The organism is Sphingobacterium sp. JUb56 (assembly GCF_014191365.1).
GTDB lineage: Bacteria > Bacteroidota > Bacteroidia > Sphingobacteriales > Sphingobacteriaceae > Sphingobacterium > Sphingobacterium anhuiense.
The window spans coordinates 1,838,890-1,865,165 of record NZ_JACHWL010000001.1 but is presented as its reverse complement, the minus strand read 5'-3'; the positions used below and the strand labels follow the sequence as shown (position 1 = coordinate 1,865,165).

At 36.8% G+C, this 26,276-nt stretch carries 17 protein-coding genes and 1 tRNA gene; 11 read left to right on the top strand and 7 right to left on the bottom strand.

Annotation, left to right across the window (positions count from 1 at the left end):
* The first annotated feature begins 30 nt into the window (after window positions 1–30).
* From FHR29_RS07825 to FHR29_RS07780, 10 genes are all read left to right on the top strand, one after another.
* Window positions 31–1,872 (top strand): alpha-L-fucosidase, encoded by a 1,842-nt coding sequence (locus FHR29_RS07825; protein ID WP_183913602.1) that lies wholly within the window; start codon window positions 31–33, stop codon window positions 1,870–1,872.
* Between the two features lie 42 nt (window positions 1,873–1,914).
* Window positions 1,915–2,361 (top strand): hypothetical protein, encoded by a 447-nt coding sequence (locus FHR29_RS07820; RefSeq protein WP_183913599.1) that lies wholly within the window; start codon window positions 1,915–1,917, stop codon window positions 2,359–2,361.
* 14 nt (window positions 2,362–2,375) lie between these two features.
* Complete coding sequence (locus FHR29_RS07815) at window positions 2,376–3,077, top strand: Sir2 family NAD-dependent protein deacetylase (protein WP_183913597.1); 702 nt, start codon at window positions 2,376–2,378, stop codon at window positions 3,075–3,077.
* Between the two features lie 177 nt (window positions 3,078–3,254).
* On the top strand, window positions 3,255–4,880 hold the full coding sequence (locus tag FHR29_RS07810) for a beta-N-acetylhexosaminidase (protein ID WP_183913595.1): 1,626 nt from the start codon (window positions 3,255–3,257) through the stop codon (window positions 4,878–4,880).
* 10 nt (window positions 4,881–4,890) lie between these two features.
* A complete protein-coding gene (locus tag FHR29_RS07805; protein WP_221197823.1) occupies window positions 4,891–6,393 on the top strand; it encodes an alpha-L-fucosidase in 1,503 nt (500 codons plus the stop codon).
* An 87-nt stretch (window positions 6,394–6,480) separates the two neighbouring features.
* A complete protein-coding gene (locus FHR29_RS07800) occupies window positions 6,481–7,605 on the top strand; it encodes a DUF2891 domain-containing protein (protein ID WP_183913593.1) in 1,125 nt (374 codons plus the stop codon).
* A gap of 4 nt (window positions 7,606–7,609) precedes the next feature.
* Complete coding sequence (locus FHR29_RS07795) at window positions 7,610–8,470, top strand: energy transducer TonB (RefSeq protein WP_183913591.1); 861 nt, start codon at window positions 7,610–7,612, stop codon at window positions 8,468–8,470.
* A gap of 129 nt (window positions 8,471–8,599) precedes the next feature.
* Window positions 8,600–10,489: a molecular chaperone HtpG gene (gene htpG, locus FHR29_RS07790; RefSeq protein ID WP_183913589.1), complete on the top strand. Its 1,890-nt coding sequence runs from the start codon at window positions 8,600–8,602 to the stop codon at window positions 10,487–10,489.
* 115 nt (window positions 10,490–10,604) lie between these two features.
* A tRNA-His gene (locus tag FHR29_RS07785) sits at window positions 10,605–10,678 on the top strand.
* 257 nt (window positions 10,679–10,935) lie between these two features.
* Entirely contained in the window at window positions 10,936–11,622 is a 687-nt protein-coding gene (locus FHR29_RS07780; protein ID WP_183913587.1) for a hypothetical protein, read from the top strand.
* A gap of 142 nt (window positions 11,623–11,764) precedes the next feature.
* Here the strand turns inward: FHR29_RS07780 and bglX are convergent, their stop codons facing one another.
* The 5 genes from bglX to FHR29_RS07755 form a co-directional block, all read right to left on the bottom strand.
* Window positions 11,765–14,053 carry a beta-glucosidase BglX gene (gene bglX, locus FHR29_RS07775; RefSeq protein WP_183913585.1) on the bottom strand — a complete coding sequence of 763 codons (2,289 nt, stop codon included), beginning with the start codon at window positions 14,051–14,053 and terminating at the stop codon, window positions 11,765–11,767.
* A 33-nt stretch (window positions 14,054–14,086) separates the two neighbouring features.
* Complete coding sequence (locus tag FHR29_RS07770; protein ID WP_183913583.1) at window positions 14,087–15,433, bottom strand: glucoamylase family protein; 1,347 nt, start codon at window positions 15,431–15,433, stop codon at window positions 14,087–14,089.
* An 86-nt stretch (window positions 15,434–15,519) separates the two neighbouring features.
* The gene (locus tag FHR29_RS07765) at window positions 15,520–16,947 is read right to left on the bottom strand and encodes a RagB/SusD family nutrient uptake outer membrane protein (RefSeq protein WP_183913581.1); all 1,428 of its coding nucleotides are present in this window, start codon (window positions 16,945–16,947) and stop codon (window positions 15,520–15,522) included.
* A gap of 19 nt (window positions 16,948–16,966) precedes the next feature.
* Entirely contained in the window at window positions 16,967–20,083 is a 3,117-nt protein-coding gene (locus FHR29_RS07760) for a TonB-dependent receptor (protein ID WP_183913579.1), read from the bottom strand.
* Between the two features lie 359 nt (window positions 20,084–20,442).
* Window positions 20,443–23,328, bottom strand: coding sequence for a transcriptional regulator (locus FHR29_RS07755; protein ID WP_183913577.1), 2,886 nt, complete (start codon window positions 23,326–23,328; stop codon window positions 20,443–20,445).
* A 621-nt stretch (window positions 23,329–23,949) separates the two neighbouring features.
* Between FHR29_RS07755 and FHR29_RS07750 the strand changes: the two genes are divergently transcribed.
* A complete protein-coding gene (locus FHR29_RS07750) occupies window positions 23,950–24,663 on the top strand; it encodes an HAD family hydrolase (protein WP_183913575.1) in 714 nt (237 codons plus the stop codon).
* A gap of 173 nt (window positions 24,664–24,836) precedes the next feature.
* Here FHR29_RS07750 and FHR29_RS07745 read toward each other — a convergent pair whose 3' ends face one another.
* Window positions 24,837–25,448 carry a hypothetical protein gene (locus tag FHR29_RS07745; protein WP_021188397.1) on the bottom strand — a complete coding sequence of 204 codons (612 nt, stop codon included), beginning with the start codon at window positions 25,446–25,448 and terminating at the stop codon, window positions 24,837–24,839.
* 96 nt (window positions 25,449–25,544) lie between these two features.
* Window positions 25,545–26,039 carry a hypothetical protein gene (locus FHR29_RS07740; protein WP_132767783.1) on the bottom strand — a complete coding sequence of 165 codons (495 nt, stop codon included), beginning with the start codon at window positions 26,037–26,039 and terminating at the stop codon, window positions 25,545–25,547.
* Window positions 26,040–26,276: the final 237 nt, after the last annotated feature.

Below are 26,276 nucleotides of genomic sequence, written 5' to 3'. Positions count from 1 at the left end.
TTTTAAAACCTGATATTTCAATAAGTAACTATGATTCGGAAGAAGTCAATATTAGCAGTGTTGTTTTTAGCGCTTTCTAGCTATAACGTTTTTGCACAAGAAACTAAAAACAAGAATGAGGAAGTCAAAAAAATGGAATGGTTTGAAGATGCAAAATTAGGCATTTTTATCCATTGGGGAATTTATTCCGTTAAGGGGATTTCTGAATCTTGGGCTTTTTTCAATAACTATATCAGTCATGAAAATTACATGAAGCAGTTGGGTGGTTTTACAGCCAACCAATATCAACCGGAAGAATGGGCAAAATTGATTCAGGAATCGGGAGCGAAGTATTCTGTTATAACAACACGTCATCATGATGGTGTATCCCTTTGGGATAGCAAATCGAATAATGCAATTACAACAGCGAAAGATGCCGCAGCGAAAAAGGATGTTCTGACTCCTTTTGTATCAGCGCTTCAGAAGAAAGGTCTTAAAACCGGATTGTATTACTCATTACCAGATTGGAGTCATCCTGACTATGATGTCAATACGAGAATAAAAAAACGTTATAACGTAGGCGATGATGCCAATCGTTGGAATAAGTTTGTGAATTACTATCAGGGACAGTTAGCAGAATTGTCTAAAGCATATAAACCAGATCTAATTTGGTTTGATGGTGATTGGGAACACAATGATCAGGAATGGCGTGCAAAAGAAACATTGACGCAATTGCGCAAGTATAATCCTAATATCATCATCAATTCCAGACTGAATCAACATGGTGACTATGATACTCCAGAGCAGGGTATTCCGGTTGTAAAACCTGAAGCACGCTACTGGGAGCTTTGCTATACCATGAATGATTCTTGGGGATATCAGCATTTTGACCATCATTATAAAACACCAAATATGATCGTCCGCACTTTGGTAGATTGTATTTCAATGGGCGGAAATCTTTTATTGGATATTGGCCCTAAAGCCGATGGGACAATTCCTACAGAACAGGTGCAGATCTTGAAAGAATTAGGAAGATGGACTTCTAAACACAAGGACGCTATTTATGGTACGCGAGCCGGAGTGCAATCTCGGTTTTGGAATGATAAAAATGCTTTTTCTAAAGATGGAAAAACATTATATATCTACTTGGACAACGTAAAAGATAAATTAGTTTTACAAGGTCTGAAAACTAAACCTACTTCAATTAAATTTGTTGGAAATTCAGACAAAATAGATTATCAGTATGATGATTACACGTTAGAATTAAATCTACCGACAGCTAATTTCGATCCAGCTGTAACTGTTGTAGCTATTACCTTTAATGAGAAGCCAGCTATTGATTTGGAAAGAAAAGAAGTGAGTTATACTGCTTATGAAATTGCAGGCCAAAGTCAAGTAGCGCATGCAATTGCCACAATTAGTAAATCTACAGCCATAGGATCCAATTTGTTTAAAGACAAGATCAGTGCAGACGGCGATATATTAGACAAAAACTTAAAATTTACAGCCGCCGAAATTAAAGAGTGGGTAACGAAAAATGCAGAAATCTTACATGATGCTGAAGCTGGAATTGCTGATGGACACTACGCGGGATTAAGTGCACTATCTAAAGATAAGCAGACACTTTATCTTTTCGTTGAAGGGACTCCAACGGGTCCTATTGCATTAAAGGGACTTAAGAATACCATAGCACGTATACGCATAGTAGGCGAAGGTTCTATGATCGGACATGATATATTCAATAAATTATACTGGAGCTCGACACCAGGTATTGTGTATATTGATGTTCCCAAAGAACGGATCGATAAAAACATGACAATAATTGCTGTTTTATTAGATAAACCAATTGAATTGTATCGAGAGCACGTAGGAGCTATTGAAAGTAATTTATAAATTTGTAAAGAGGCAATTAAAAATGCCTCTTTTTTTATGACTATGAAATTTTTATTACCACTGTTACCCTTGTCACTGCTACTTTCCTGTAATAACGGAAACGGAAATGAAATGCAAAAGCAACGTGCCGATTCACTTGCCCGGGAAGTGCTAGAGCAACGCCTGGATATTAGAGATCTCGCCAATTCGGATCATTTTATGTACTATGAGGATACCGAAGCTCAAAATACAACAGATATAAAGAAACTCGCTGGAGTTGAAAAAATAAAGGCTAAGGTAGTTGCTTATCGCATCTATAAAAATCTTAGTTTGGAAAACAACCGTTATGTTTTTAAAGCCAAATCTCCCTTAGAATTGCAAATACCGAATAAGATTTTTGTGAGTTTTGAAAGAGCATTTATAACATCCAATAATAATGTCATCAGCAGTAAAGACTCAATTAAATTGCAATTGCCCACAAATTTCCAAGATTCGGTCTTAACTTGGTAGTAGATAATGAAGATATGAAGAAGAAAATCATTGTATTTACCGGAGCTGGTATCTCAGCAGAAAGTGGTATTAAGACATTTAGAGATGCGGATGGATTGTGGGAGGGCCATGATGTAGATGACGTTGCTAGTATTGATGGCTGGTACCGTAATCCCAAACTCGTTCAAGATTTTTATAACATGCGGCGACAAGTCGCTATGCAGGCTAAACCAAATGCTGCGCACCAAGCTTTAGTTGTTTTAGGCAAATCATTTGATGTACAGATTGTGACGCAAAATGTGGATACACTACATGAACGGGCAGGTTCTGATCATGTACTTCATTTGCATGGAAGATTAGATCAAGCTTGCTCATCAAAAGATAAAAAGTTAATCTATCCAATTGACGGTTATGAGATCAAAATGGGTGACTTATGTGAAAAAGGTTCGCAATTAAGACCTAATATAGTATGGTTTGGTGAGGCAGTTCCAAATATGGAAATTGCCATTCACATGGCACGAGAGGCCGACATAATGATTGTTATCGGCACCTCTTTAGCGGTATATCCAGCTGCTGGATTAGTTGATGTAATAGCACCTACATGCGATTTATATGTTGTTGATAAACAAATTAACACATCGCGGATACCCAAACGGGCAAGTACCATAGAAAGTGCTGCATCGGAGGCAGTTCCCTATCTGGTTGCCCAGCTAATAGAGCGATATGCTACTTTGTAAGCAATTCATTACGCTAACGTTTTCGTCATTTACACAATCGTTTGCATCCTAGATATTCCCTGAGATGATCAGCAAGAAGCATATATTTAGATTTTATAAATCGAATTAATACGTTGTTCTTTCTGACCACATCTCGAGACAATCAAGGCGTAGTCGTGATAGGTTTAATAAAATTTTATGATCACAAAAAAACTTGGCAAAGCAGCAGCATTTATCTTCTTGTTGACGATTAACTCCAGTGTTACGGAAGCACAGCTATCGCTAATTCCGAAGCCAGATTTTATACAGATGACGGAAGGGGCGTATTTCTTCCCTTCAGTAAGTAAGATACAAATCGGAGATGAGGCTTTTGATACGGTTGGTCGGTATCTTCAAAAGCAGCTTTTATCAAAATTTGGTTATACAGGACTTATCCATCATGATAAAAAACAGGTTTCAGCAATTCAATTTGTTCGTAAGCAAAATCTTGAAAGTGAAGAATATGAAATTAAGACAGCGAGCAGTACGCTAATTATTTATGCAAGCTCTCCTGCAGGAGCTACCCATGCCGTCAGTTCGCTTTTGCAAGCATTTAGCTTTGGAAATAAATCTGCGTCTGGAATCACTATTCCTGCTTTTGAAATCAAAGATAAACCAGCATATCCGTGGCGAGGTTTTATGTTAGATGAATCACGTCACTTTTTTGGAAAGGAGAAGGTGAAATCCATTTTAGATTGGATGGCATTTTATAAACTCAATAAGTTCCACTGGCACTTGACTGATGAGCCCGCTTGGCGATTAGAAATCCAAAAATATCCTCTATTAACATTGGTCGGTGGTATTGGCTCCCAGACTGATCCATATGCTCCCGCGGCCTATTATACGCAGGCAGATATTACAGAGATTGTAGCTTATGCACAAGAAAGGAACATCGAAGTCATTCCTGAAATCGATATGCCTGGCCATGCCACAGCGGCAAATCGAGCTTATCCGCAATTAAGTGGTGGTGGAAATGATAAACATCCAGATTTTACTTTTCATCCGGCTAAAGATATAACGTATTCTTTTTTAACTCAGGTGTTGCGCGAAACGAAAGCGTTGTTTCCATCGTCGGTAATACATTTAGGGGGCGATGAAGTATCATTTGGCAGTGAAGCATGGAATTCAGATACTAAAGTGCACGATTTGAAGCAGAAGCATGATTTAAAAGATAACAAAGCGGTCGAAAATTACTTTATGCGTCGCATCGCAGATTCGTTAAAAACAATGGATGCCACTTTACTAGCATGGGATGAAATGGTAGATGCCGATTTGTCTAAAGAGAAAACTATACTCATGTGGTGGCGTCATGATAAACCTGAGCAGTTAAAAGCAATATTAAAGGCTGGCTATAAAACAATACTGACACCAAGATTACCACTTTATTTTGATTTTGTACAGGAAGAATCGCATAAATATGGGCGAAAATGGGGAAAACTGTACAATCCTTTAGAAAATGTTTATAATTTTTCTCCAGATAATTATGCCTCGTTGACGACCAATAAAAATCAGATTCTAGGTATTCAGGGAAATTTATGGACGGAAACCGTTATCAATACCAATAGATTAGACTATTTAACTTTTCCACGATTGGCCGCTCTGGCGGAGGTCGGTTGGACGAAAAGTTCAAATAAAAATTACCTGCAATTTTCAGAATCATTGAAAAAACATTTGAATTTGTATCGTGAAGCAAATTTGTACTACTACGATCCATTTACAAATGCACATCCTGAACCGGTGGTGATAAAAAAGACACAACGCGTTTATATTGATAATCCTGAATAACCAATTAAATATGAATAACTTATTAAGCAGATCTATGCTTGCTGTGGCATTGTTAGCTGGAGCCAATTCCCTACAGGCACAATGGACCGGGCCAAAAATTAAATCAACAGAAATCAAAGAAATTAAGTATGGACCGTTGTCACCTGCCAATCGGACAGATGAGGCAATGGTTGCATTCCGTAATTATGGATTAGGTCAATTTATACATTGGGGGCTATATGCAATTCCAGGGAATGAATGGGAAGGAGTGAGTGCACGTGGTGGTGCGGCAGCATCCGAATGGATCCGTTCATGGAGAGGACCATCAGCCCCTAAAGATTGGGTGAATACATACGACAACCTTTACAAACAATTTAATCCCAAAGATTTTGATGCAAAGCGTTGGGCAAAGCAGGCAAAAGACATGGGAGCGAAGTACGTGATTTTTACGACAAAGCATCATGATGGTTTCGCGATGTGGCCAACCAAATATTCGCCTTATAATATCAGTAAGACACCCTATAAAAAAGATATTGTGAAAGAGGTTGTAGATGCCTACACGGCAGTAGGTATCGATGTGTACCTTTATTTCTCTGTATTGGAATGGGACAATCCTGATTACATGGGTAAAGAACCTAAAACGGAAGAGGAGAAGAAAAAGTTTGATAAATTCTTGAAATATACTAGAAATCAATTACTGGAGTTGATGACAAATTATCCACAGATGAAAGGATTTTGGTTTGATGGCACTTGGGATCAGTCTTGGATAAAGTCTTATGATTTTACTTACAATCTTGAAAAAGAACTTCGGGAAAAACACCCTGGTCTTATCATTGGCTCCCGTTTTCGAAATGATGAATTTGGGAAACGTCATTTTGATTCTAATGGTCAGATGTTAGGCGATTATGAACAAGGCTGGGAACGTAAATTGCCGGGAGATATCACTTGGTTAGAGGGGCGCGATTGGGATTGTGTGATGACGATTCCACCAAACGGTTGGGGATATATGAAAGATTGGTCGGGTATTTATACCAAAACCACAGACGATATCATCGATATGCTGACTTATTCAGCATCCCTAAGTGGTAATTTTGTTTTAAATTTCGGTCCAGATGGCCAAGGAAATATGCATCCTGAGGAAGATAAAATAGCAAAAGAGCTTGGTGAATGGATGAAAATAAATGGTGAAGCAATCTATGGAGCCAAACATGCTGGGATGACGAATTCTAAACTAGGGTACTTCACTAAAAAAGCAGATAACTTATACCTCACAGTTTTCAATAGGCCCGTCAATAATATTGTCCGGATATCTGTGCCCAAGGCAGCGACAGAGGTTCCTGTGTCTGCCACGTTATTAGCCAATGGACAAATGTTAGAGGTGCGTCATTCAGATCTTGGTATCGATCTCGATAAAAATACCTATTATGACGTGTTATTGCCAAAAAGTTTCCAGTCGGATAGAGCTTTTGTCATTAAAATGAAAACCGGTGCACCTAAAGGAAAAGCAGAGAAGTTAATGGATGCTAAGATGTAAAATCTATTTTGAAACGTTTAAAAAAGCCAAAAATCATTCATTTTGGCTTTTTTTTGTTACTTTTAAAAATCAATTAATGTACCGCACATGTTCAAAATATTAGTTACCATTTTTACTTGTACTGTTTTATTGTCATGCAACAATAACAACAAAAATCAAGGAACAACTTCTCAACAAACAGAAACAGAAAATAGCGCAGAAGGAAAAAATCAACAGATCGTACTGGATTCTACTGAGGCAAAAAGGATATTGGCACTGCCGTTACATTGCCTTGAACAGGAGTATCCAAATAAACTGGGGCAGGTCATCGGATCTGCTAAGGATCTAAAATCACCAAAACAATTACATCCCATTTTTTATGGCTGTTTTGATTGGCATTCATCCGTTCATGGTTATTGGTCCATCGTTAAAATATTGAAAACATTTCCTAATCTTAGTGAAAGTAAGCAGGCGCGACTGATCTTGAACGATAAAATAACTAAAACGAATGTTGATCAGGAAATTGCTTTCTTTCTAGACAGTAATAACACAAGCTTCGAACGCACCTATGGATGGGCGTGGCTCTTGCAGTTACAGGCTGAATTATTGACTTGGAATGATGCAGAAGGGAAACAGTGGGCCACAGCATTGCAACCTTTGGCAGATCTGCTCGTAAAACGTTACGAAGGGTACTTGCCTAAACTCGTTTACCCAATTCGTTCGGGACAGCATGATAACACCGCTTTTGGATTTACATTATCAATGGATTATGCGAAGGTGACGCAAGATACAGCTTTTCAAAATTTAATTACACAACATGCAAAGCGCCTTTTTATAAACGATAAATCCTGCTCTCTGGCCTTTGAACCAAGTGGTAGCGACTTTCTTTCTCCTTGCTTAGAAGAGGCATTATTGATGACAAAAGTTTTAAATGATGACGAATATAAAAAATGGTTAACAGACTTTATGCCCGATTTATTTGTGAAAGACTTTAAGTTAGAGCCGGGTATTGTTAAAGACCGTACGGATGGCAAGCTTGTTCATTTAGATGGATTGAATTTTAGCCGTGCAACTTGTCTTAATGGTATCGCGACAAAATTACCGGAACTAAATCATTTACATCAACAGGCCAATAACCACCTCACTTACTCGCTGCCAAATATCAGCAATGATGACTATATGGGTTCGCATTGGTTAGGAACTTTTGCTTTATATGCCATAACACATCAGTAAGTTTATGATCAAGTTTATTTTTTTGATTATAATCGCATTGAGCATGATCAGTTCATGTAGCCCGATTTCTTTAAATAAAAAGAAGAGTGATGCCGATGTTGTCGATCAGCATCCTTTACCACCTAAAGGCATGGATGAATTTATGCGCTATATTGGAGATAATTTTCACTATTCTAAGGAGATGATCGATAATCAAATTTCAGGTTTGGTGGAGATCTCATTTGTGGTTGAAAAAGACGGATCAATAGTCGACATGAAAGTTGAAAAAGATTTGGGGTTTGGTACAGGGGAAGAAGGAATACGGCTCATTAAAGAGTATGGCAATTGGAAACCTGGTTATCAAAAAGGTAAACCGGTCAGAGTAGCCTACACACTTCCGATACGCTTAAATTTAATGGATACTCCTGAAGCACCGTTGATTAATAAATCTATTAAGGCGATATTTGATATGCCCTTATCGTGGAAAAAAGATGAAATCATTGGATTCGTAAATCAGAATAAATTTTCCGTTCATGATCAAGGTCATACTGTTTTTGTTCCCAATTATAAATTCAAAGAACTAACATCCAATTTTTTTGGAATTCGTGCATCTGACGAGAAAAAGGTTGATGAATTTGCACTCATGTATAAATTTTCAAATGATGGAAAAGACCAGATAATCTCTAAATACAATCGTTTTTTGCAAGAAATGATACTCCTTTATGGCGAACCTTCGCTTATAAAATTTAGGAAAATTGATCAATATACCGATTTGAATCAATTGGAAGCAAATCCTGTTATTTGGAACTGTACAAATGCAGTAATTTCAATAGCATTTGATAAAAATGCAAATGAATTGTTGACTACAATAACAAATAAGGATTAAATCCAGAAATATACGACTCCGGTATTGTCATTTTAACTTAAAAGATGACATCTTGTCTCAAATTGACTGTTTGGAATATGGATTGATGTTTAACTGTGAAATCAATTAGCAATTAAATATAAAATATATATGAACACAGAAAAAGGATCTATTTCAATCCACACGGAAAACATTTTTCCTGTCATTAAAAAATTCTTATACTCTGATAATGAGATCTTCTTACGCGAGTTAGTTTCAAACGCGGTCGATGCTTCTCAAAAAATAAAACGCTTAGCTTCATTAGGTCAATACCAGGGTGAAGTAGGTGATTTATTAGTTGATGTCAAACTTGATGAAGCTGCGAAAACGATTACCATTTCGGATAATGGTATCGGTATGACAGCTGACGAGATTAAAAAATACATCAATCAAGTTGCCTTCTCAGGTGCAACTGAATTTATGGAAAAATTCAAAGAAGCAAATGATGCAAATGAAATCATCGGTCGATTTGGATTAGGTTTTTATTCCGCATTCATGGTTGCTGATAACGTTGAAATCGAAACGTTATCTTACCAAGATGGGGCAGAGGCTGCGCACTGGACATGTGATGGTAGTACTTCGTATGAAATTTCTGCAGGTACACGTAAGACACGTGGTACTGATATCATTTTACACATTAATGAAGAGTCTTCAGAATTCCTAAGCCAATCGCGTTTACAGGAGATCTTGGACAAATATGCGCGTTTCCTTCCTGTAAATATCCGTTTCGGAACGAAAACAACTTCTGAACCAGATGGCGAAGATGAAGAAGGAAAACCAAAATATAAATCTGTTGAAGTTGATAACATCATCAACAACACAAGCCCAGCTTGGACGAAAGCTCCATCTGAACTGACAGATGCAGACTATTTGGCTTTCTATAAAGAGTTGTATCCATATTCAATGGACGAACCATTATTCTGGATCCATTTAAATGTGGATTATCCATTTAATTTAACCGGAATTTTATACTTCCCGAAAATTAAAAATGAATTAGAAATTCAACGTAATAAAATTAAATTATACTCACGTCAAGTATTCATTACCGACGAAGTAAAAGATATTGTTCCTGAATTTTTAATGTTGTTACATGGTGTAATTGACTCACCGGATATCCCATTAAACGTTTCAAGAAGCTTCTTACAAGCAGATAGTAACGTGAAAAAGATCAACAACTATATCACTAAAAAAGTAGCTGATAAGTTGCAGGAAATCTTTAAAACAGATCGTAAAGGTTTTGAAGAAAAATGGAATGATATCGGTTTATTTATCAAATATGGTATGTTGAGCGATGAGAAATTTGCTGAAAAAGCAAATGAATTCTGTTTATTGACCAATACAAATAAAGAGAACTACACAATTAAAGAGTATTACGAAAAAGTAAAAGATATTCAAGTTGATAAAGATGGAAATATCATTTATTTATATACCCATGATTCCGCTCAACAAGATAGCTTTATTGCTACAGCAAAAACAAAAGGCTATGATGTATTGGTTTTAGACGGACCTCTGGATACGCATATCACTTCTTATTTGGAACAAAAAGGAGGTGACAAGGTACAGTTGAAACGTGTAGATGCCGATGTCATCGATAAGCTGATTCAAAAAGATGAGAAGCAAGAATTGTCAATTTCCGAAGAGGAGTCTAAACAAGCCTTATCAATCTTTGAAAAAGCAATCAGCCGTCCTGACATGAAAGTTGAAGTGGACGCTTTATCTGCAGAAGAATTACCTGTATCAGTAACGATCGATGAGTTTATGCGTCGTATGAAAGATATGGCCAAAACCAATGGCGGAATGAACTTTTACGGTAACTTACCTGACAACTATAAGGTAACCGTAAATGGTAACCATCCACTGGTGAAACGCATTTTATCAAGTACTGAAGAAGAAGGTGCACAATTGGCAAAACAAGCGTTTGACTTAGCATTATTATCTCGCGGTTTGTTAACAGGTGCTGCATTAACATCATTTGTGAAACGCAGTGTTGAGATGATCTAATAAAGATTAAAAAATAATACCTTAATCCTCATTACGATACGTTGTAATGAGGATTTTTTGCTTAAAAACATTTGGAGTATATCAAATAAAATTCTACTTTTGTAGCACAAACACGGTAGATGTAGCTCAGTTGGTTAGAGCATCGGTTTGTGGTACCGAGGGTCGTGGGTTCGAGCCCCATCATTTACCCAAAAGGCGAAAGATTTATCTTTCGCCTTTTCTTTTTTTAGCGCCTTATTTTAATCTTTCACGATTATTCAAAATCAGATCGAAACTATATGCTTTTAAAAGTACGCTTGGGGTTTAATTCTTGCATCTGTATGCTTAAGTTTATGATTTGAAACTTAGTATCAAGAATAGTTATCTTTATTGGGAAAGATAGCAGCTGTTTCTAATAAATCACTAATTTGATCACCTGCAATCATACGTGATTAGTATCCTATATTATGAAAAAAATCATTAATAAAAATCCAAAACTGATATTTGTCATACCATTAGGTATTTTTCTGCTTCTAGGACTCTTGCTATTATTTTTCGCAGTGAAATATCCAGATAATGTACCGTTCTATGGATGGATTACCATTATCCTGTTTGTACTTTTGCCAGCGATCTGTATGTATGGTTTTATATTTGGTTTCCGCTTAACTGAAAAACAACAACGATCTAGTGAAACACAACGCAATGTGATCACTTATTCAGAACAAGGAATTTGGATTCATAAGTCGATACTTGACGGCACCTATAGCATTAATTGGTGTATTATTGATAAGATCGTCTATTTCGATTATCCCGGCGATGATCATGCTTATTATACCTTTTATCTGAACGATTTCCCTGAATTTATTAAAAATAAGAAGCAATGGTGGTTAAATAGACTATTTCCGGTGAATGTAAAGATGAGAAAGTTTACTCTTTATAATGATTGTCAAAATTTTTATGATTTACCGGAGAAGTTAAACGAATATTTAAATGTGGTTACTGATATTGATTTTGCAGATCTTCGTAAAGGAAAACTCATCTCGAAGAAAGAGATCTATAAATCTGGATATACTGAAACGATTGAACATTGGCAGCCGAGTCGTAATATCAAATGGGAAAAGGTTTTATTTCAAAAATCTGACAACAATACGTAGGAGCAAAGAGCAAAACGTTCGAAATAGCAGATCATTTACTAACCTATACGGATATTACCATTAGACATCGATGATGGCTTAATAAAATAAAAAAGGAGCTATCCGGTTAAAGATAACTCCTCTAATATAAGGGGAAATGATATTATTTTAATTCAAATTTAGTAGCTAAAAGATCCTGCGAATTTTTACCGATAAATAAGGTGAAATCTCCCGGTTCAGCGACAAACTTGAGATCGTTATTATAGAATTTTAAATCTTCTTCCGAAACAGTAAAAGTTACGACTTTAGATTCTCCAGCTTTTAAGAATACTTTTTGAAAACCTTTTAATTCTTTAACAGGACGTGTAATTGAACCAACCAGATCTTTAATATAAAGTTGAACAACCTCTTCACCGTCATATTTACCCGTATTACGCAACGTCACCGATGCTTGGATAGATTGTCCAGCTTTAAAAGAAGACTTATCCAATTTCAGATCTGAATAATCAAATGTTGTATAACTCAAACCATATCCAAATGGATAAAGCGGGCTATTGATCACATCAATGTAGTTAGATCTAAATTTTTGGAAAGAACCACCTTCTGCTAATGGTCTTCCGGTGCTTTTATGACCATAATAAATAGGTAACTGACCAACATTTCTAGGGAAAGTTGCCGTTAATTTACCTGAAGGGTTAACATCTCCAAATAATACCTCAGCTACAGCAGCTCCAGTTTCAGATCCACCAAACCATGCATTTAAGATAGCAGGAACATGTTCATCTTCCCAAGTTAAAGTCATCGGTCTTCCTGCAAACAAAACTAAAACAACAGGTTTTCCTGTTTTTAATAGCGCTGCTAAAAGACGTTGTTGAATAGCCGGAATACCAATCTCTGTACGGCTAGAACTTTCACCGGACATCTCCGAAGATTCACCTAATGCTGCTACAATCACATCTGCTTGAGCAGCAGTTTGTAACGCTTCAGCAATAATATCCGACTCAGGTCTATTATCTCTAGGGATCGTACGTCCAAACATGGTAGCATGTTCTTGATAAACAGGGTCTTCAAGTAAATTTGAACCTAAATGTGTAACGATCTTCACTTGGTTGCCCAATACCGACTGCATACCCTCAACCAAAGAAGGAGTATTCACTAAGTCAGAGCTTACTGACCATGTGCCCACCATGTTCGCACGTGTATTCGCTAATGGACCTATTACGGCAACTGTACCTTTTTTCTGTAAAGGAAGAAGCTGCTTGTCATTCTTTAACAAGACAAATGATTTAGTAGCCGCATCACGGGCAACTTTAAGATTTGCAGGCGTCAGTAACTCGGTTTTAGCACGATCTTCATTACAGTAACGGTATGGATCCTCAAATAAACCTAATTTATATTTAGCCTCTAATACTAAACGGCATGCGCGGTCTATATCAGGTTGAGAGACTTTCCCTTCTTTTAAAGATTTTTTTAAGGTATTTAAAAAACCTTCAGAAATCATATCCATATCCACGCCTGCTTTTAACGAAAGTGCAGATACTTGTTGTAAATCTCCTAAACCATGATCCATCAGCTCTGCAATACCGGTATAATCTGTAACCACCATACCGTTGAATCCCCATTCCTTGCGAAGAACATCAGTTACTAACCACTTATTAGCTGTTGCCGGGATACCATTGATATCATTGAAAGATGTCATAACTGTACCTGCACCAGCTTCTACAGCCGCTTTGTAAGGAGGGAAGTATTCATTGTACATGCGGTGCAGACTCATATCTGTGGTGTTGTAATCTTTTCCAGACTCCGCTGCACCATACAAAGCCCAGTGCTTCACACAGGCCATCATGGTATTGATTGCTTTTAAGTCATTGCCCTGATAACCTTTAACCATCGCTCTTGCAATCTGTGAGCCTAAGTAAGGGTCTTCTCCGGAACCTTCCGAAATTCTTCCCCAACGGGCATCACGAGAGATATCGACCATAGGAGAGAAGGTCCAGTTGATTCCATCTGCAGTAGCCTCTTGTGCTGCGATACGTGCAGTTTTTTCGATTAGAGGGATATCCCACGTAGCTGAAAGACCTAATGGAATTGGAAAAGTAGTTTTATAACCATGGATGACATCTAGACCGAAGATCATCGGTATTTTAAGTCTTGTTTTGTTGACAGCAAGTTCTTGAGCAGCACGAATTTTTTTAGGTGTAGTCATAGAAAAGATTCCGCCAATTTGACCAGCAGCAATTTTTGCTTCAACTCCAGTACTGGCAGTGGCACCTGTGGTCACCTCGCCTGCAGTAACTAGATTCAGCTGACCAATTTTTTCGTCAACTGTCATTTTTTTCATCAGTTCTGAAACAAACTTATCCATTTTGGGATCTTGTTTGTGCGCGGGCTGTGTGAATGCCAGAGTCGGAACTAATGCAACAGCGACTAATAGGGAAGTCCATTGTTTCATGTTCTAGTAGTTATTTGTATGTGAATAAAATGCTTATAGATTCGGACCTTTAAAACCTAAGTTCTTCAATCCTGCTTTAACTTCGGGAGCCTGCATAAATAAATTCCAGATCAATCCAGTTCTGTAATTTTCAATCATGACAACAATAGGTCCCTGGTCAATTGCTAGATAACGCTGTGGATACCAGTTTTCTGTTTCTGAAAAAGCATCATAAAATCCATATTTACCAAAAAGCTCTGCACCTTTTTGTTCATAAAAATAGCGCATCGCTTGCAAACTCTCTTTAGGAGCATATGGAATGGATGATAGCGCTGCTGTAGGAGAAATAACACCTTTATCATTATCAGGATGGTGAGCATCGTATCCCTTTACAGAATAGCTCGCGGTCAATCCCCATGAGTTTTCGCCATATCCTTTAAATTGATGAGGATTTTGCTTAGCGTATTCAATGTTAATTTTAGTGTGATTAACGTTCACTTTCCAGTAATCAGCATATTCATCTTGTAAGCCCTTTGGATTTAAACCTAAATAGGAGTAATGAGACCAGAATAGTGGACCGACAGCATTTTCGGGTGCATTGTGTTTTAGCACCAGTGGAATTCCAAACTTCTCAGCACTGGATACGATTGCACCACTTCTTGCCCAACCTTTATGGTAAGTGGAGGCAGGGATTGGATGTGTCGGAGAGCTCGCACCCAGCACATAGCTGATCAAGCATTCATCATAACCCTGTATCGCATGATTCATACCCCAACCATGTGTTGGACTCCAGTGCCAGTATAGGACATCTTTGCCATTGCGAAAGAAATTCCAATCAATACCTTTCCAAAGTGCGTCTGCTTTTTGAGCGACTTGTTTTTGTTGATCATTTCCATTTTGGTAGTACTCACGTAGACAGATTAAGGCCTGGGCCATAAAAGCTGTTTCTACGATATCGGCAGCATCATCCTGATTTCCGAAAACCTTTGATTTTCCAGTAGGACCATCGATCCAGTGTGACCATGCGCCATGGTAACGATCGGCTTTTGCAAGAAAATCGACAATGCGATCAAACCTTTTAGTCGCTTCTTCAGCAGAGATAAAACCACGTTCGGCAGCTACGATTGTAGCCATTATACCAAATCCGGATCCGCCGACAGTGACAACATTAAAATCATTCAACGGATATTGACCATCGATATGGATCCTTTCTCTTGCCATTCCCGAATTAGGTTCAGCACCTTCCCAGAAATAGTTGAAAGTTTGCTTCTGTACCAAAGTCATTAAAGAATCATCAGAAATAGTGGTCTTTTGCAAGGTCTGAGGTGTTTTACACGCAGTAATGCTTGTACCAATTAAGATTAAGCCTAAGATAAGCTTGGGATTAAATTTTAATTTCATAGTAGAGTAAGTAGAGCGATGGATATTAAAGAACTGGGACTTAGTGCTAATAAGTCCCAGTTTCGATGTTTTATTAAGATGTTGGCTTAAAAACCAGGATTTTGCACCATATCTGGTGTTTGTGTTAATTGTTCATATGGAATTGGGAACAAATAGTTTTTGTCAGTGAATGTTTTTCCATCCGCTTTCATAGCTTCAGGGGCTTGTTTCGTACGAACTAGATCAAACCAACGATCGTGCTCAAAAGCTAATTCTAGACGGCGTTCCTTCCAGATTGCTTTGCGTAAGTCCGCTTGATTGATCGCTGTGGTATTAGGCAATTTAACCCGAGTACGAATGGTATTAAGAGCAGCTGTCGCTTCTCCGGTGTTGCCCATTTCATTAGCTGCTTCTGCTAAGATCAAATATACCTCGCCTAAACGTAAATAGCGTACATTTTTATCCCCATCAGCCGCACCTGCATTTGCCGATGAGTATGCTTTCTCATTGTACATTGGATTTTCAACTCCTGTTCCAACAACACGGCCATCCCACAAAGTTTCTCCACGGAAGATAATGGTCGCGTCGCGACGGATATTATCTTTTTCCGTATTAAATGCGTTTAACAAATTCTCAGATGGTGTATTGAAACCCCAGCCCCAGCCGGTAACTCCGCGTGCACCCTGCACTTCAGAATATTGTTGAACACCATGTGCAATTGCTTCGCCACGCGCCTGGAATTCAAAGATGGACTCGGTACCATTCTCAGAACTTGCGCGCCAAAGAACTTCATACTTCGATTCCAAACCATATTGACCGGAGTTAATCACTTCTTTCGCTAACGTATAGGCCTCATTCCAATTTTGATTGTATAAATATACTTTTGATAATAAAGCCTGAGCAGCACCCTTTGTAGCACGGCCAAGGTCTTTAGAGGCATAAGCAGATTTTAAAGGCAATGCTTCGATTGCATCTTTTAAATCTTTAATGATGTAAGCATAAACTTCTGCTTTAGGTGCACGGATTATTAGGTCTTGCGACTGAATAGGGACATCGCCCCAGCCACGGACTAGATAGAAATAATTTAAGGCGCGTAAAAACTTAGCCTCACCAATTAATCTATTTTTATAAGCAGCATCTGCAATTTCTGTGGACTCGGTCAATTCGATAGATTGCGTAGCGCGTCCGATAGATTTGTACCAGTGTGACCATAATGCTCCAAAAGATCCTGAAGAGCTTGTATACATTAAATTGTCAATTTCTTGTTTATCACCCCCTGGATCGGTTGGAGAAGATCCCTTATCTGCATTATCAGAAAGCATATCCGTAATCGCAACATAAGAAAAGGAGTAATTCCAGTCGGTAAACATACCATAAACCGCATTGACATAAGATTCAGGAGTGTAAACCTGATCTTTGTCACCTTCTTCAACAATTTCTTGAGAAGGTACATCTAAAAATGATGAATCTTTACAGGCTGACATGCTCAAACCTGCTGTTAAAATTAAGGCTATATGTAATTTGTTAAATTTCATGATTTTTAATTTTTAAAAGTTAGAATGAAACATTTACTCCGAAAATAAAATTACGTGTCGTTGGATAAGCCGAAAGCTCAATTCCCGCAGTTTCCGAAGGAACACCAGAACCTGTACCTGTAATTTCAGGAGAGAAGCCTGTATATTTTGTGAAAATAAAAGGGTTCTGAGCTGTTACGTACATTCTAATTTTAGAAGTTGAGTTGTATAATTTCGGAATGGTATAACCTAATGTTAAATTATTGATTCTAAAATATGCTCCTGACTCTAAATAGTAACTGGAAGCTAAAGCGTCGTGCGCTGCCCCAGGATGTGTATTAGAGGTTCCTGCTCCAGTCCAACGGTTGTCAAAAGTTTCTTTTGTAATGTTTTCTCCACCATCAACACGAGTACCTTTTAGACCATTGTAGATTTTATTTCCTGCAACGCCATAACCTTGAGCTGTAAAATCCCATTTTTTATAGTTGACACTTAGGTTTAAACCAAATGTAGATGAAGGAAGGTATGAACCATGAAAGATTTTATCATTTTCATCGATAACACCATCTTCATTCTGATCTTTGTATTTTAAATACCCAGGTTTTGCTCCAGTTGTTGCTACGCCATTAGCAATTTCAGCTTCTGTTTGCCACACTCCAACTGCTTCATACATGTACCAAGCATAAATAGGTTGCCCTTCTTTTAATTGTTTTGTGATTTGTCCATTATTTAAGCTTCCACCTATAGCTCCGTCATATGCTGGTTTTACCTCTTTCAATGTGTTTTTGTTGTAAGAATAGTTACCGCCGATACTGTAGGATAAGTTTTCATTAATTTGATCCGTCCAGTTTAAACCAATCTCAACTCCCTGGTTAGACACTTTTCCGCCATGATCAAAATATTTTTGAGAAAATGGTGAATTTAGTAAAGGTTTTACCTCTAAAATAACATTCGTATTAGACTTGTTGTAATAATCAACGTTACCACTTAAACGGTTATTCAATAAAGTAAAATCAAGTCCTAATCCCGATTCTTCAGTTACTTCCCAACCCAGATTTCGTGCCGGACTTCCGTATGCTGCTCCAAATACTAAATCCTGACCGGGCCCAAAAACATAATTGTAGTTATCGGATCCTGGAGATGATAATATTTGCGAAACGTTCAAAGGCACGTTTTGATTACCTAATCGGCCCCAGTTCGCTCTTAATTTTAAGAAGTCGATGCCTGATCCTTGCATAAAGCTCTCGTTGGATACGGTCCACCCCGCTCCAAAAGAAGGAAAGATATCAAAGTATTCGCCTGATGCTTTAAATTTACTTGAACCATCGCGACGTACGGTTGCAGTTAAATAGTATTTCGAGTCGTAATTATACTGTGCACGGGCAAAATAAGATACCAATGCGGTTGGTGTATAATAGGTTTGTTTGATTTGCTTCGTATACGTTGATGATGCTAGATCAATATTCCAGTATTGTGATTGATTAGGCACGTCATAACCTGTTAGGTCAGACATATTTCCAATTCCAAATTTCTCTCTTGAATTACCTAAAGTAGCGTCTATATTATGCTTTCCGAAGCTTTTTTGATAGGAGACAAAATTTTCCCATGTCCATCGGAAAGTCTCTGTTTTAGCGATATTTAAACTGTTGTTCGCATAAGTCAAAGAAGTCGGGTTTTGTGCCTTCAAACGCTCGAATTCCGCAACTGTATTTAGAGGATCTACATTGAGATAACGGTCTCTTATATCATTAAAGCCTCTGTTTTGCGAAAAGTATTTAGTAACTCCTAAGCGAGAAGTGAATTTCAAATCGCTGGTGATTTGATATTCCGCTTGAAGTCCACCTTGAATGCTCAAGTTTTTATTATACTGCTGCTGCATTTTGTTTTCATACACAGGGTTACCGGTGTCGTTTAACTTTCCGCCAACTTGACCTGCTCCAACGATATAGGTTGCTTCACCAGTTGTTTTATTGTAAATAGGTCTACCGTAGCGTCCGTTTTCATACATAACAGGAACTAAGGGTGACTGACGGTAGGCAGCATCAAAAGCACTTAATGGCTTAGTACGGTCGTTTGCAAAAGAAATATTTAAAGTCTGGCTTAGTTTTAATTTATTATCAAAGAATTTGTAGGTATTATTATTACGGATTGTGTTGCGGACATATTGAGATCCTTCTGTAATTCCTTTTTCTGTAAAATTGTTATAACTAAAGAAATAATCTACTGCATCTGAACCTCCAGATAAGCTAACGACGTTATTGGTCACTATACCAGTCTGTAAAAGTTCGTCGTACCAATCGGTATTGTTTTTTTGATCTGAAGCTAAAAATCCTGTTTTTGTACCAATACCTTTTAAGTTTTCATTAAAATGAGTGACATACTCATTGGCATCAGCCATTTTAACACGGTTGAGAATTCCTTTAGCACCAACGTACCCATCATATGTAATTTGAGCACGTCCTGCTTTCCCTTTTTTAGTCGTTACTAGTATTACACCATTGGCAGCTCTTAAACCGTAGATTGAAGCTGAAGAAGCATCTTTTAAGATGTCAATCGACACAATATCCGCGGAGTTGATATTGGTAATGTTATCAACAGGGAAACCGTCGACAATATATAAAGGTTCACGACCACCAGAAGCTGTTCCTAGACCACGGATAATCACTGTAGGAGCAGAGCCCGGAGCTTCATTAGCAATGATGTTAACACCAGATATCTTGCCCTGTACAGATTGAACAGCATTCAATGCCGGTTGTTTTACAATGTCACTTGAAGTAACACGGCCTATAGAACCAGTTAGATCGACTTTCTTAGCTGTACCATAACCAATAACCACGATTTCATCTAAAGCCGTATTTTGTTCTTCTAGATTGACTTGTACATTGTTCTGTTGACCAATTACAACTTCTTTTCCATCATAACCGATATAGCGGAAAATTAAAACCTGATTGGGGTCTGCTGTAATTTTAAATTCTCCATTCGCGTCAGATTGCGTAGCAACGCTAGTTCCTTTAACCGCAATGGTTACTCCTGAAAGTACAGCGTTTGAAGATTTAGCTGTAATTTTTCCAGTGATCACTTTTCCACTCTGTGCATAAACTGACACATTGAATTGGCAAAATGCTGGGAGTAATAGTAATGTAAATAACTTCCTCATAGGTGTGACTTTTGTGTTATTTTAATTTATCAATTCCAATTAATCTGAATGTTTGTTAACAAAATTTAACCCTTTCATTAAATTTTGATACAGCAAAGATGTGATGTAGTATGCGAAATGTATAATTTAACACTTATACATTAATACATCACCATTTGAGATAAACGTAAAAATTCAATTTAAAGAAATAACTTTGCTGATAGTCAGATTATTAAAGTAAGTGATATATTACTTTATTTAATACTAAGTGTTTAAAGCACACTATAGCGCGTGAGAGGTAATGATGTAGTGTTTTAGTGTGTTTTAATAACAAAATGATCTCATGTCGTAGATAGGGTTCCACGATTAAGGGCATTTTTCTAACTAATATTCATTAAAAAATCAGTTAAATTCTGTTCAGTTGTTATATTCAATTTTTTACGTAATCGGTAACGTCTAATCTCGACACCACGTGTCGTTATATTTAATAAGCTGGCAATTTCTTTACTGCTCATGTTCAACCTCAGATAGGCACAGAGTTTTAAATCATTGGGCATTAATTCGGGAAATTGATGCTTTAACTTTTTAAAGAAATTCTCATGAGTTTCATTAAAACTCTGCTCAAACAGATGCCAGTCCATATTATCTTCATAAGCATTTTTAAGGATCTTGGCCACTTTTTGTAATTGCTCAGGTTGCAGTTTATTTCCATTTTCGTCCTTCAACTGTAATAATTCGTGATTCAGTGCATTTAATAATTCATTCTTTTGCACAATATTCATCGTAGCATTAGTCAGTTCTCTATTCTTATTATATAATTCCTGTTCCAGTTGCTTATTTTTAATTTCGATCAAGTGTTGCTGTGCTCGGATTGCTTCCTGCTTTAAAAGTTCCTCTTGTTTAAGCAAATAAGCCTTTTTTACCTGTTTCTCATGTTTAATTAGCTTTTTGTTGTACCATTTACGGACTTCTTTTATTGCTAAAACCAGTAATATTAAATACCCTAAATAAGCATACCAGGTTCTATACCATGGAGGTAGGATTTCGATTTCAACTTTTGTTTCCTTAGTGATAAAACCGTTTGGCAGTTTTGCACGAATTGTAAATATATACTGACCAACTGCCAGATTCGTAAACTCTTTGTAGGGTAATTTAGACCAATCAGACCATTCCTCCTGCGTGTTTGTTAATTTAAATTGATATTGAACAGCAGTTTCAGTGTAATAAGGTAGCGCATAAGATACTTGTATACTGTTGTTTTTGTATTTTATCTCAACTATTTCTTTATCATTATTAAAATCTATACTGTCCGTTGAGAAAAGAGATCTGATATTCCTGATGAGGGGAGCCGGCACATCAGTGGGTTTAAAATTATCCCTTCCCAAATTGAGCAAAGAGAAGCCATTATCGATACTGATCAGGTATTGATTAGGATTGAGAGCCGAGATATTTTCATAATATTTCATCATATTATCTTCTAGAGAAGCTAATTTGATGGAATCAACCCGAATTTGCCCTCCTTGTAATAAATCGACTAAAGCAATTCTGGTTTTATTAATAAACCAATAGCTATTATTTCCTGCTGGTATGATCTTATTTGCTTTGGAGAATGTGCCCAATTTATTGTTTAATTGATGATAGGGCGTGAATTTATCAATAAGCTCGTCATAAACATATAGTCCACTATCTGTCGTAAAAACATTGATGGCGGCCAATTTGTAAACACCTAAATAACCCGATTTGGGTAAACCATTTTTTTGGGCATAGGGTTTAATCTGTTTAATAACACTATAATCATCTGAAAATTTAAGTAGATTCAGTTCATTATAACCTGCCGCCCAAACCGAATTTTTACTTTGTGTTTCTAACAATTGTACGCCAGATCTGAAATTAGGATATTGCGTCTGATAAGTTAATGCATTAGGTAAACTTTTAAATAGGGACACACCTGTATAATTTCCCTGTAATACATATGGTGCATGAGGGGAAAGCAGTTTGATAACCCAACCACCTGTTTTTGGTGATAATAAGGACATCGCTGTACCTTGAATTTGAAAGGTACCTGTATTATGTCCACATACCAATACGTTATTGATTACCTCTAGATTCCATACTTGGCCCTGAGAGCCATGGATCATCTTAAAGTCTATAGGTTGATATTTTTTGTTCGGATTCCATGAAGTATAAAATAGACCTTGATTAGTCCCTAAATAAAGATATCCTTGGTAAATTTTTGCAGAATAGATGGTGCCAAGTTTTCCTGAGTTATCCGAATAATAGTAGAGATCAGCATTAATCGCAATGCGGTCAATACCATTGTCCAGACCAGACCATATATTTGACTGTTTATCTACTGTTAGACTAAGAACAGTATTGTTTTGCAAACCAACACTTTTATTAATATGCTGAACAAAAGATCCATTTTCATCAAGAATGTAGATACCGTTTAAGATCGTTCCGAATACGTAATAATGGTTGAGTAGCTTGATCCCATTGTTGATCTGTACATTTTTTAATTCTTCATTGATGTCATTTTTCCAGGGCGTTATTTCTCCAGATTTGCTCATTAAAAATAATCCGCCTTTAGCTGTTCCAATTAAGAATGACGCTGCATCAAAAGGAAGAATACTTAAAATGTTATGTCCCTTTAACTGCTCTTTACCCGAAACAGGAATGAGCTTATTATTTTTTAGTTCATGAAGTCCACTCGGTATTTTTTCTACGAAAATTCTCTTATTTGCTTGAAATGCAAATAGAAAAGGCTCTCCATCTTCAGTAATAGTTTTGATCTTGTCATTTTCATAAATATAGATCGTAGAGAAAGATTGGAAGATAATCCGATGGTCTTGAATGATTATTTTCCAGATCTCATCATTAAGATCTTTAAGTAAGCGCTTACTTATGGAATGGTAGGTTAAACGACCATTATTGTTTTTCAGCCAATAGCCAAATTCTGATTGGCCTCCCGTATAGATTTTCCCATCTGGATGTACCTGTGCAACACGGACGATACCTTTATTAGGGTGAGGATAGAGATTCCAGTATGCGCCATCATACTCTAATAAACCATCAGAATTAGCGGCGTAAATCAGACCATTCTGATCGACACTCAAGCCCCAGTTTTGATTGCCGGCTTTGTAAGTAGATTTTGTAAATTGCTGTACCCAAGGGCTAGCGAGATATTGAATATCATTGGCCTTGCTTTCACCAAAGAAGATCCCGAAGATTATAAAAAGAAGAAAAAATATTTTAAATAAAAATTTCATGCACAAAATTATGTTTGCCTTAAAAATAATTCTACCATTCCAAAAAAACGAAAGTGTCTCTGAGCGTATTTATGTAATAGAAATTGAAAGAATTATTCCCTATACAAATTTAACAATAAATTTAGCTGTATGAGTCATTATAAAGTATTAAGATGTCTATTCAGCAATTCCTTAAGGATCTAAACACACCGTTTTCGAAACTTTTAGCTACTCATGATCGTGTTTAAAAATAATTAATAAAAATTTAACATAAATTTTGTTTAGTTTTAATGAACAAAGTTTAGTTTTGTTAAACATATAGAAACGTGAGATTGTATGCGAGGGAAGATTGTTGTGTAACAGGGCTCATATAAGTTCATACATAACTGTATGGAAGGAAATTAAAGGCTATAATCGACTTGTTTTTAGATTAGAACCTTTTCTAAAAGGTTTGTTTTACATCCTCTTGACAGGATAGCGCCTGTAAATACTGAGAATAAGGAATACGGACATGCTTTGAGGACAAAGGTGGAAATTAATTATGATTGAGTTTTAAATGTAGCCGAAATAGGCATAAAGGCCTCATACAGCCTATATAGATTGATTAAAATAAATAATAGCATAATAACACAATAGAAAGATATGGAAAGTAAAATTAAGATGGTCGTATTTGATATGGCGGGAACAACTGTTAATGAAGATAACATCGTTTATAAAACACTTAGAAATGCAATCAATAGCGTTGGTGGTTTTGATCTTAGTTTAGAAGAAGTTTTAGAGCATGGTGCAGGTAAAGAAAAGTTGGAAGCTATAAAAACTATCTTGAAAAATAGTTTAGATTTAGAAAATGATCAATTGGCAACAGAGATTTTTCAATTGTTTCTTGTGCAGCTTAAAAGTGCTTATGAAGTGGAAACCATTTATCCATGTACTAATGCGGCAGTACTTTTCATAAAGTTAAAAGATATGGGTATTTTAAGAGTACTTAATACTGGATATGATCGATTGACAGCAGAATCATTATTGAAAAAACTGAATTGGGAAGTAGGTAAAGACATTGATCTTCTCATTACTGCTTCGGATGTTGAACATAATCGACCAGAACCAGATATGATTCAATTAGCAATGGCGAAGATGGGTATTACCGATGCTTCAACAGTTGCAAAAATTGGCGATTCAACGATTGACATTCAAGAAGGACAAAATGCAGGCTGTGGATTGAGCATAGGTATCACCACAGGAGCACATACCGCTGTACAATTGGCTACTGCCAATCCGGATCAGGTTATTAGTGATCTGTTGGATATCCTATCTGTAATTGAAAACTATAGTAAGAACAGTACCGCAGTATCATAAAAAAACTGATGCTGTGATTTTTAGAAATGAAGATCACAGCATTTTTATTCATAACGAGGGTTTATTTTAATGATTATGCAGTCTTTAATATGCCTGATTAACGTTTGATCCTTAAAAAGGAAAGAAGCAGAAGTATTTTGAATATTTGTAAATCAAAGCATCTGATTTGTAAATTACACTTCTTTAACATCATTAGCAAAACCTTTAATAAGGGCCTTCCATTGCGGATAAGATGCCCCCAAAACCGCACCAAGTCCTACCATAAAGTTTCGGACATTATCGATGATATGCGTATTTTCGGTATTTAAAACCTCATTTCGTCCAGCATACTGAAACAATAAACTGTTATTTCTTTGCTCAACAATCAAAGTCGAAGTCGCTATTCCCTCAAAAAAATGTGCTGTTTCTTTATTTTCAGGATCAGTAGGATCTGGACATGGCTTTAGACTGACTGATAGGATTTTAAATTCGGCCATTTCCTTAGATTCCATATGCACAACGTTAACCCAGTCATAACCTTTTGTTCGGGGTAATCCAGGTCCTGGAATATCAATTTTGATGTAATCGTGTAACTGAAGTGGACGATGCAATTCGAGACCATTGTTGTCAACAAGCTTAAATACCGCCGCAGGAAGTTCTGCAATTTTGTGCCATTCATTGACCGCCAATAGGTTGTAGGATGCTATAATAAAAGCCTCGCTGGCAATTTCAGTGCTTGTAAACTCAACTGTTTCAAAACAGTCAAGTTTATTGCCTTCTTTCTGGGTTGGAATAATATTCTTCATCTTTTTAATAGAATAACAATTAAAAATGAACTTATGTTCATGTGAATCAATAGATTTACTTGGGTTGAGGAACTATCTGATTTTGTAAATTCTCCATTATGTAGAAGTATAATAGACCCAACCCTGCAAATTTTCATATGCATCTGCCTGCTTCAGATCGATTAAAATATTACTATCCATAAATAAGAGGCGTTTTGTGTCCGTATTTAAATCGTAGATAGGATAGAAGATGGCATTCTCATTTGGAAGTTCTACATTACTCTGTAAAGCAGTATAACCCTCTGCAAGTAAATTGTCAATAAGTGTTGGAGTAATTGCGTTAAGGTACCGCATCATCTTACCAATCCATTTCTTTTCGTTTTCTTCATTGCCAGGGTAGTGTTCAGTTGTAAAATCTAAGATTAATTTTTCGCCTTCTTTATCCAATCCATCTCTGATCATGCGCAATCCCATGCACCTCGTTTCTTCCTGATAATAATCATGTCCATACTCAAATTGAATATCACCTGCAATGGGGCTATCTTCAATTTTTGCTCGAAGTGCCATCTGGCGATTCAGCAATTCATGTACATATGCATAAGTCTCATCCATAGTGATTTGATTTAAAGCTATAAGTATTTATGATGTCATCACCAAAAGAACAATTCTGAAAGACTAAAAGTTTGTTTAAGAATACTTTAGGATAAGTAGAAGGATACGTGATGCACGTTTAAAGTATATTTTTGAAGCATTGATCAGGTATACTGTCGTTAATTTCAGGTATTTGTTACGGTAATTGAAATACAAACTTTTGACATAGCACCACGTTATATCATTACAATAAACTAA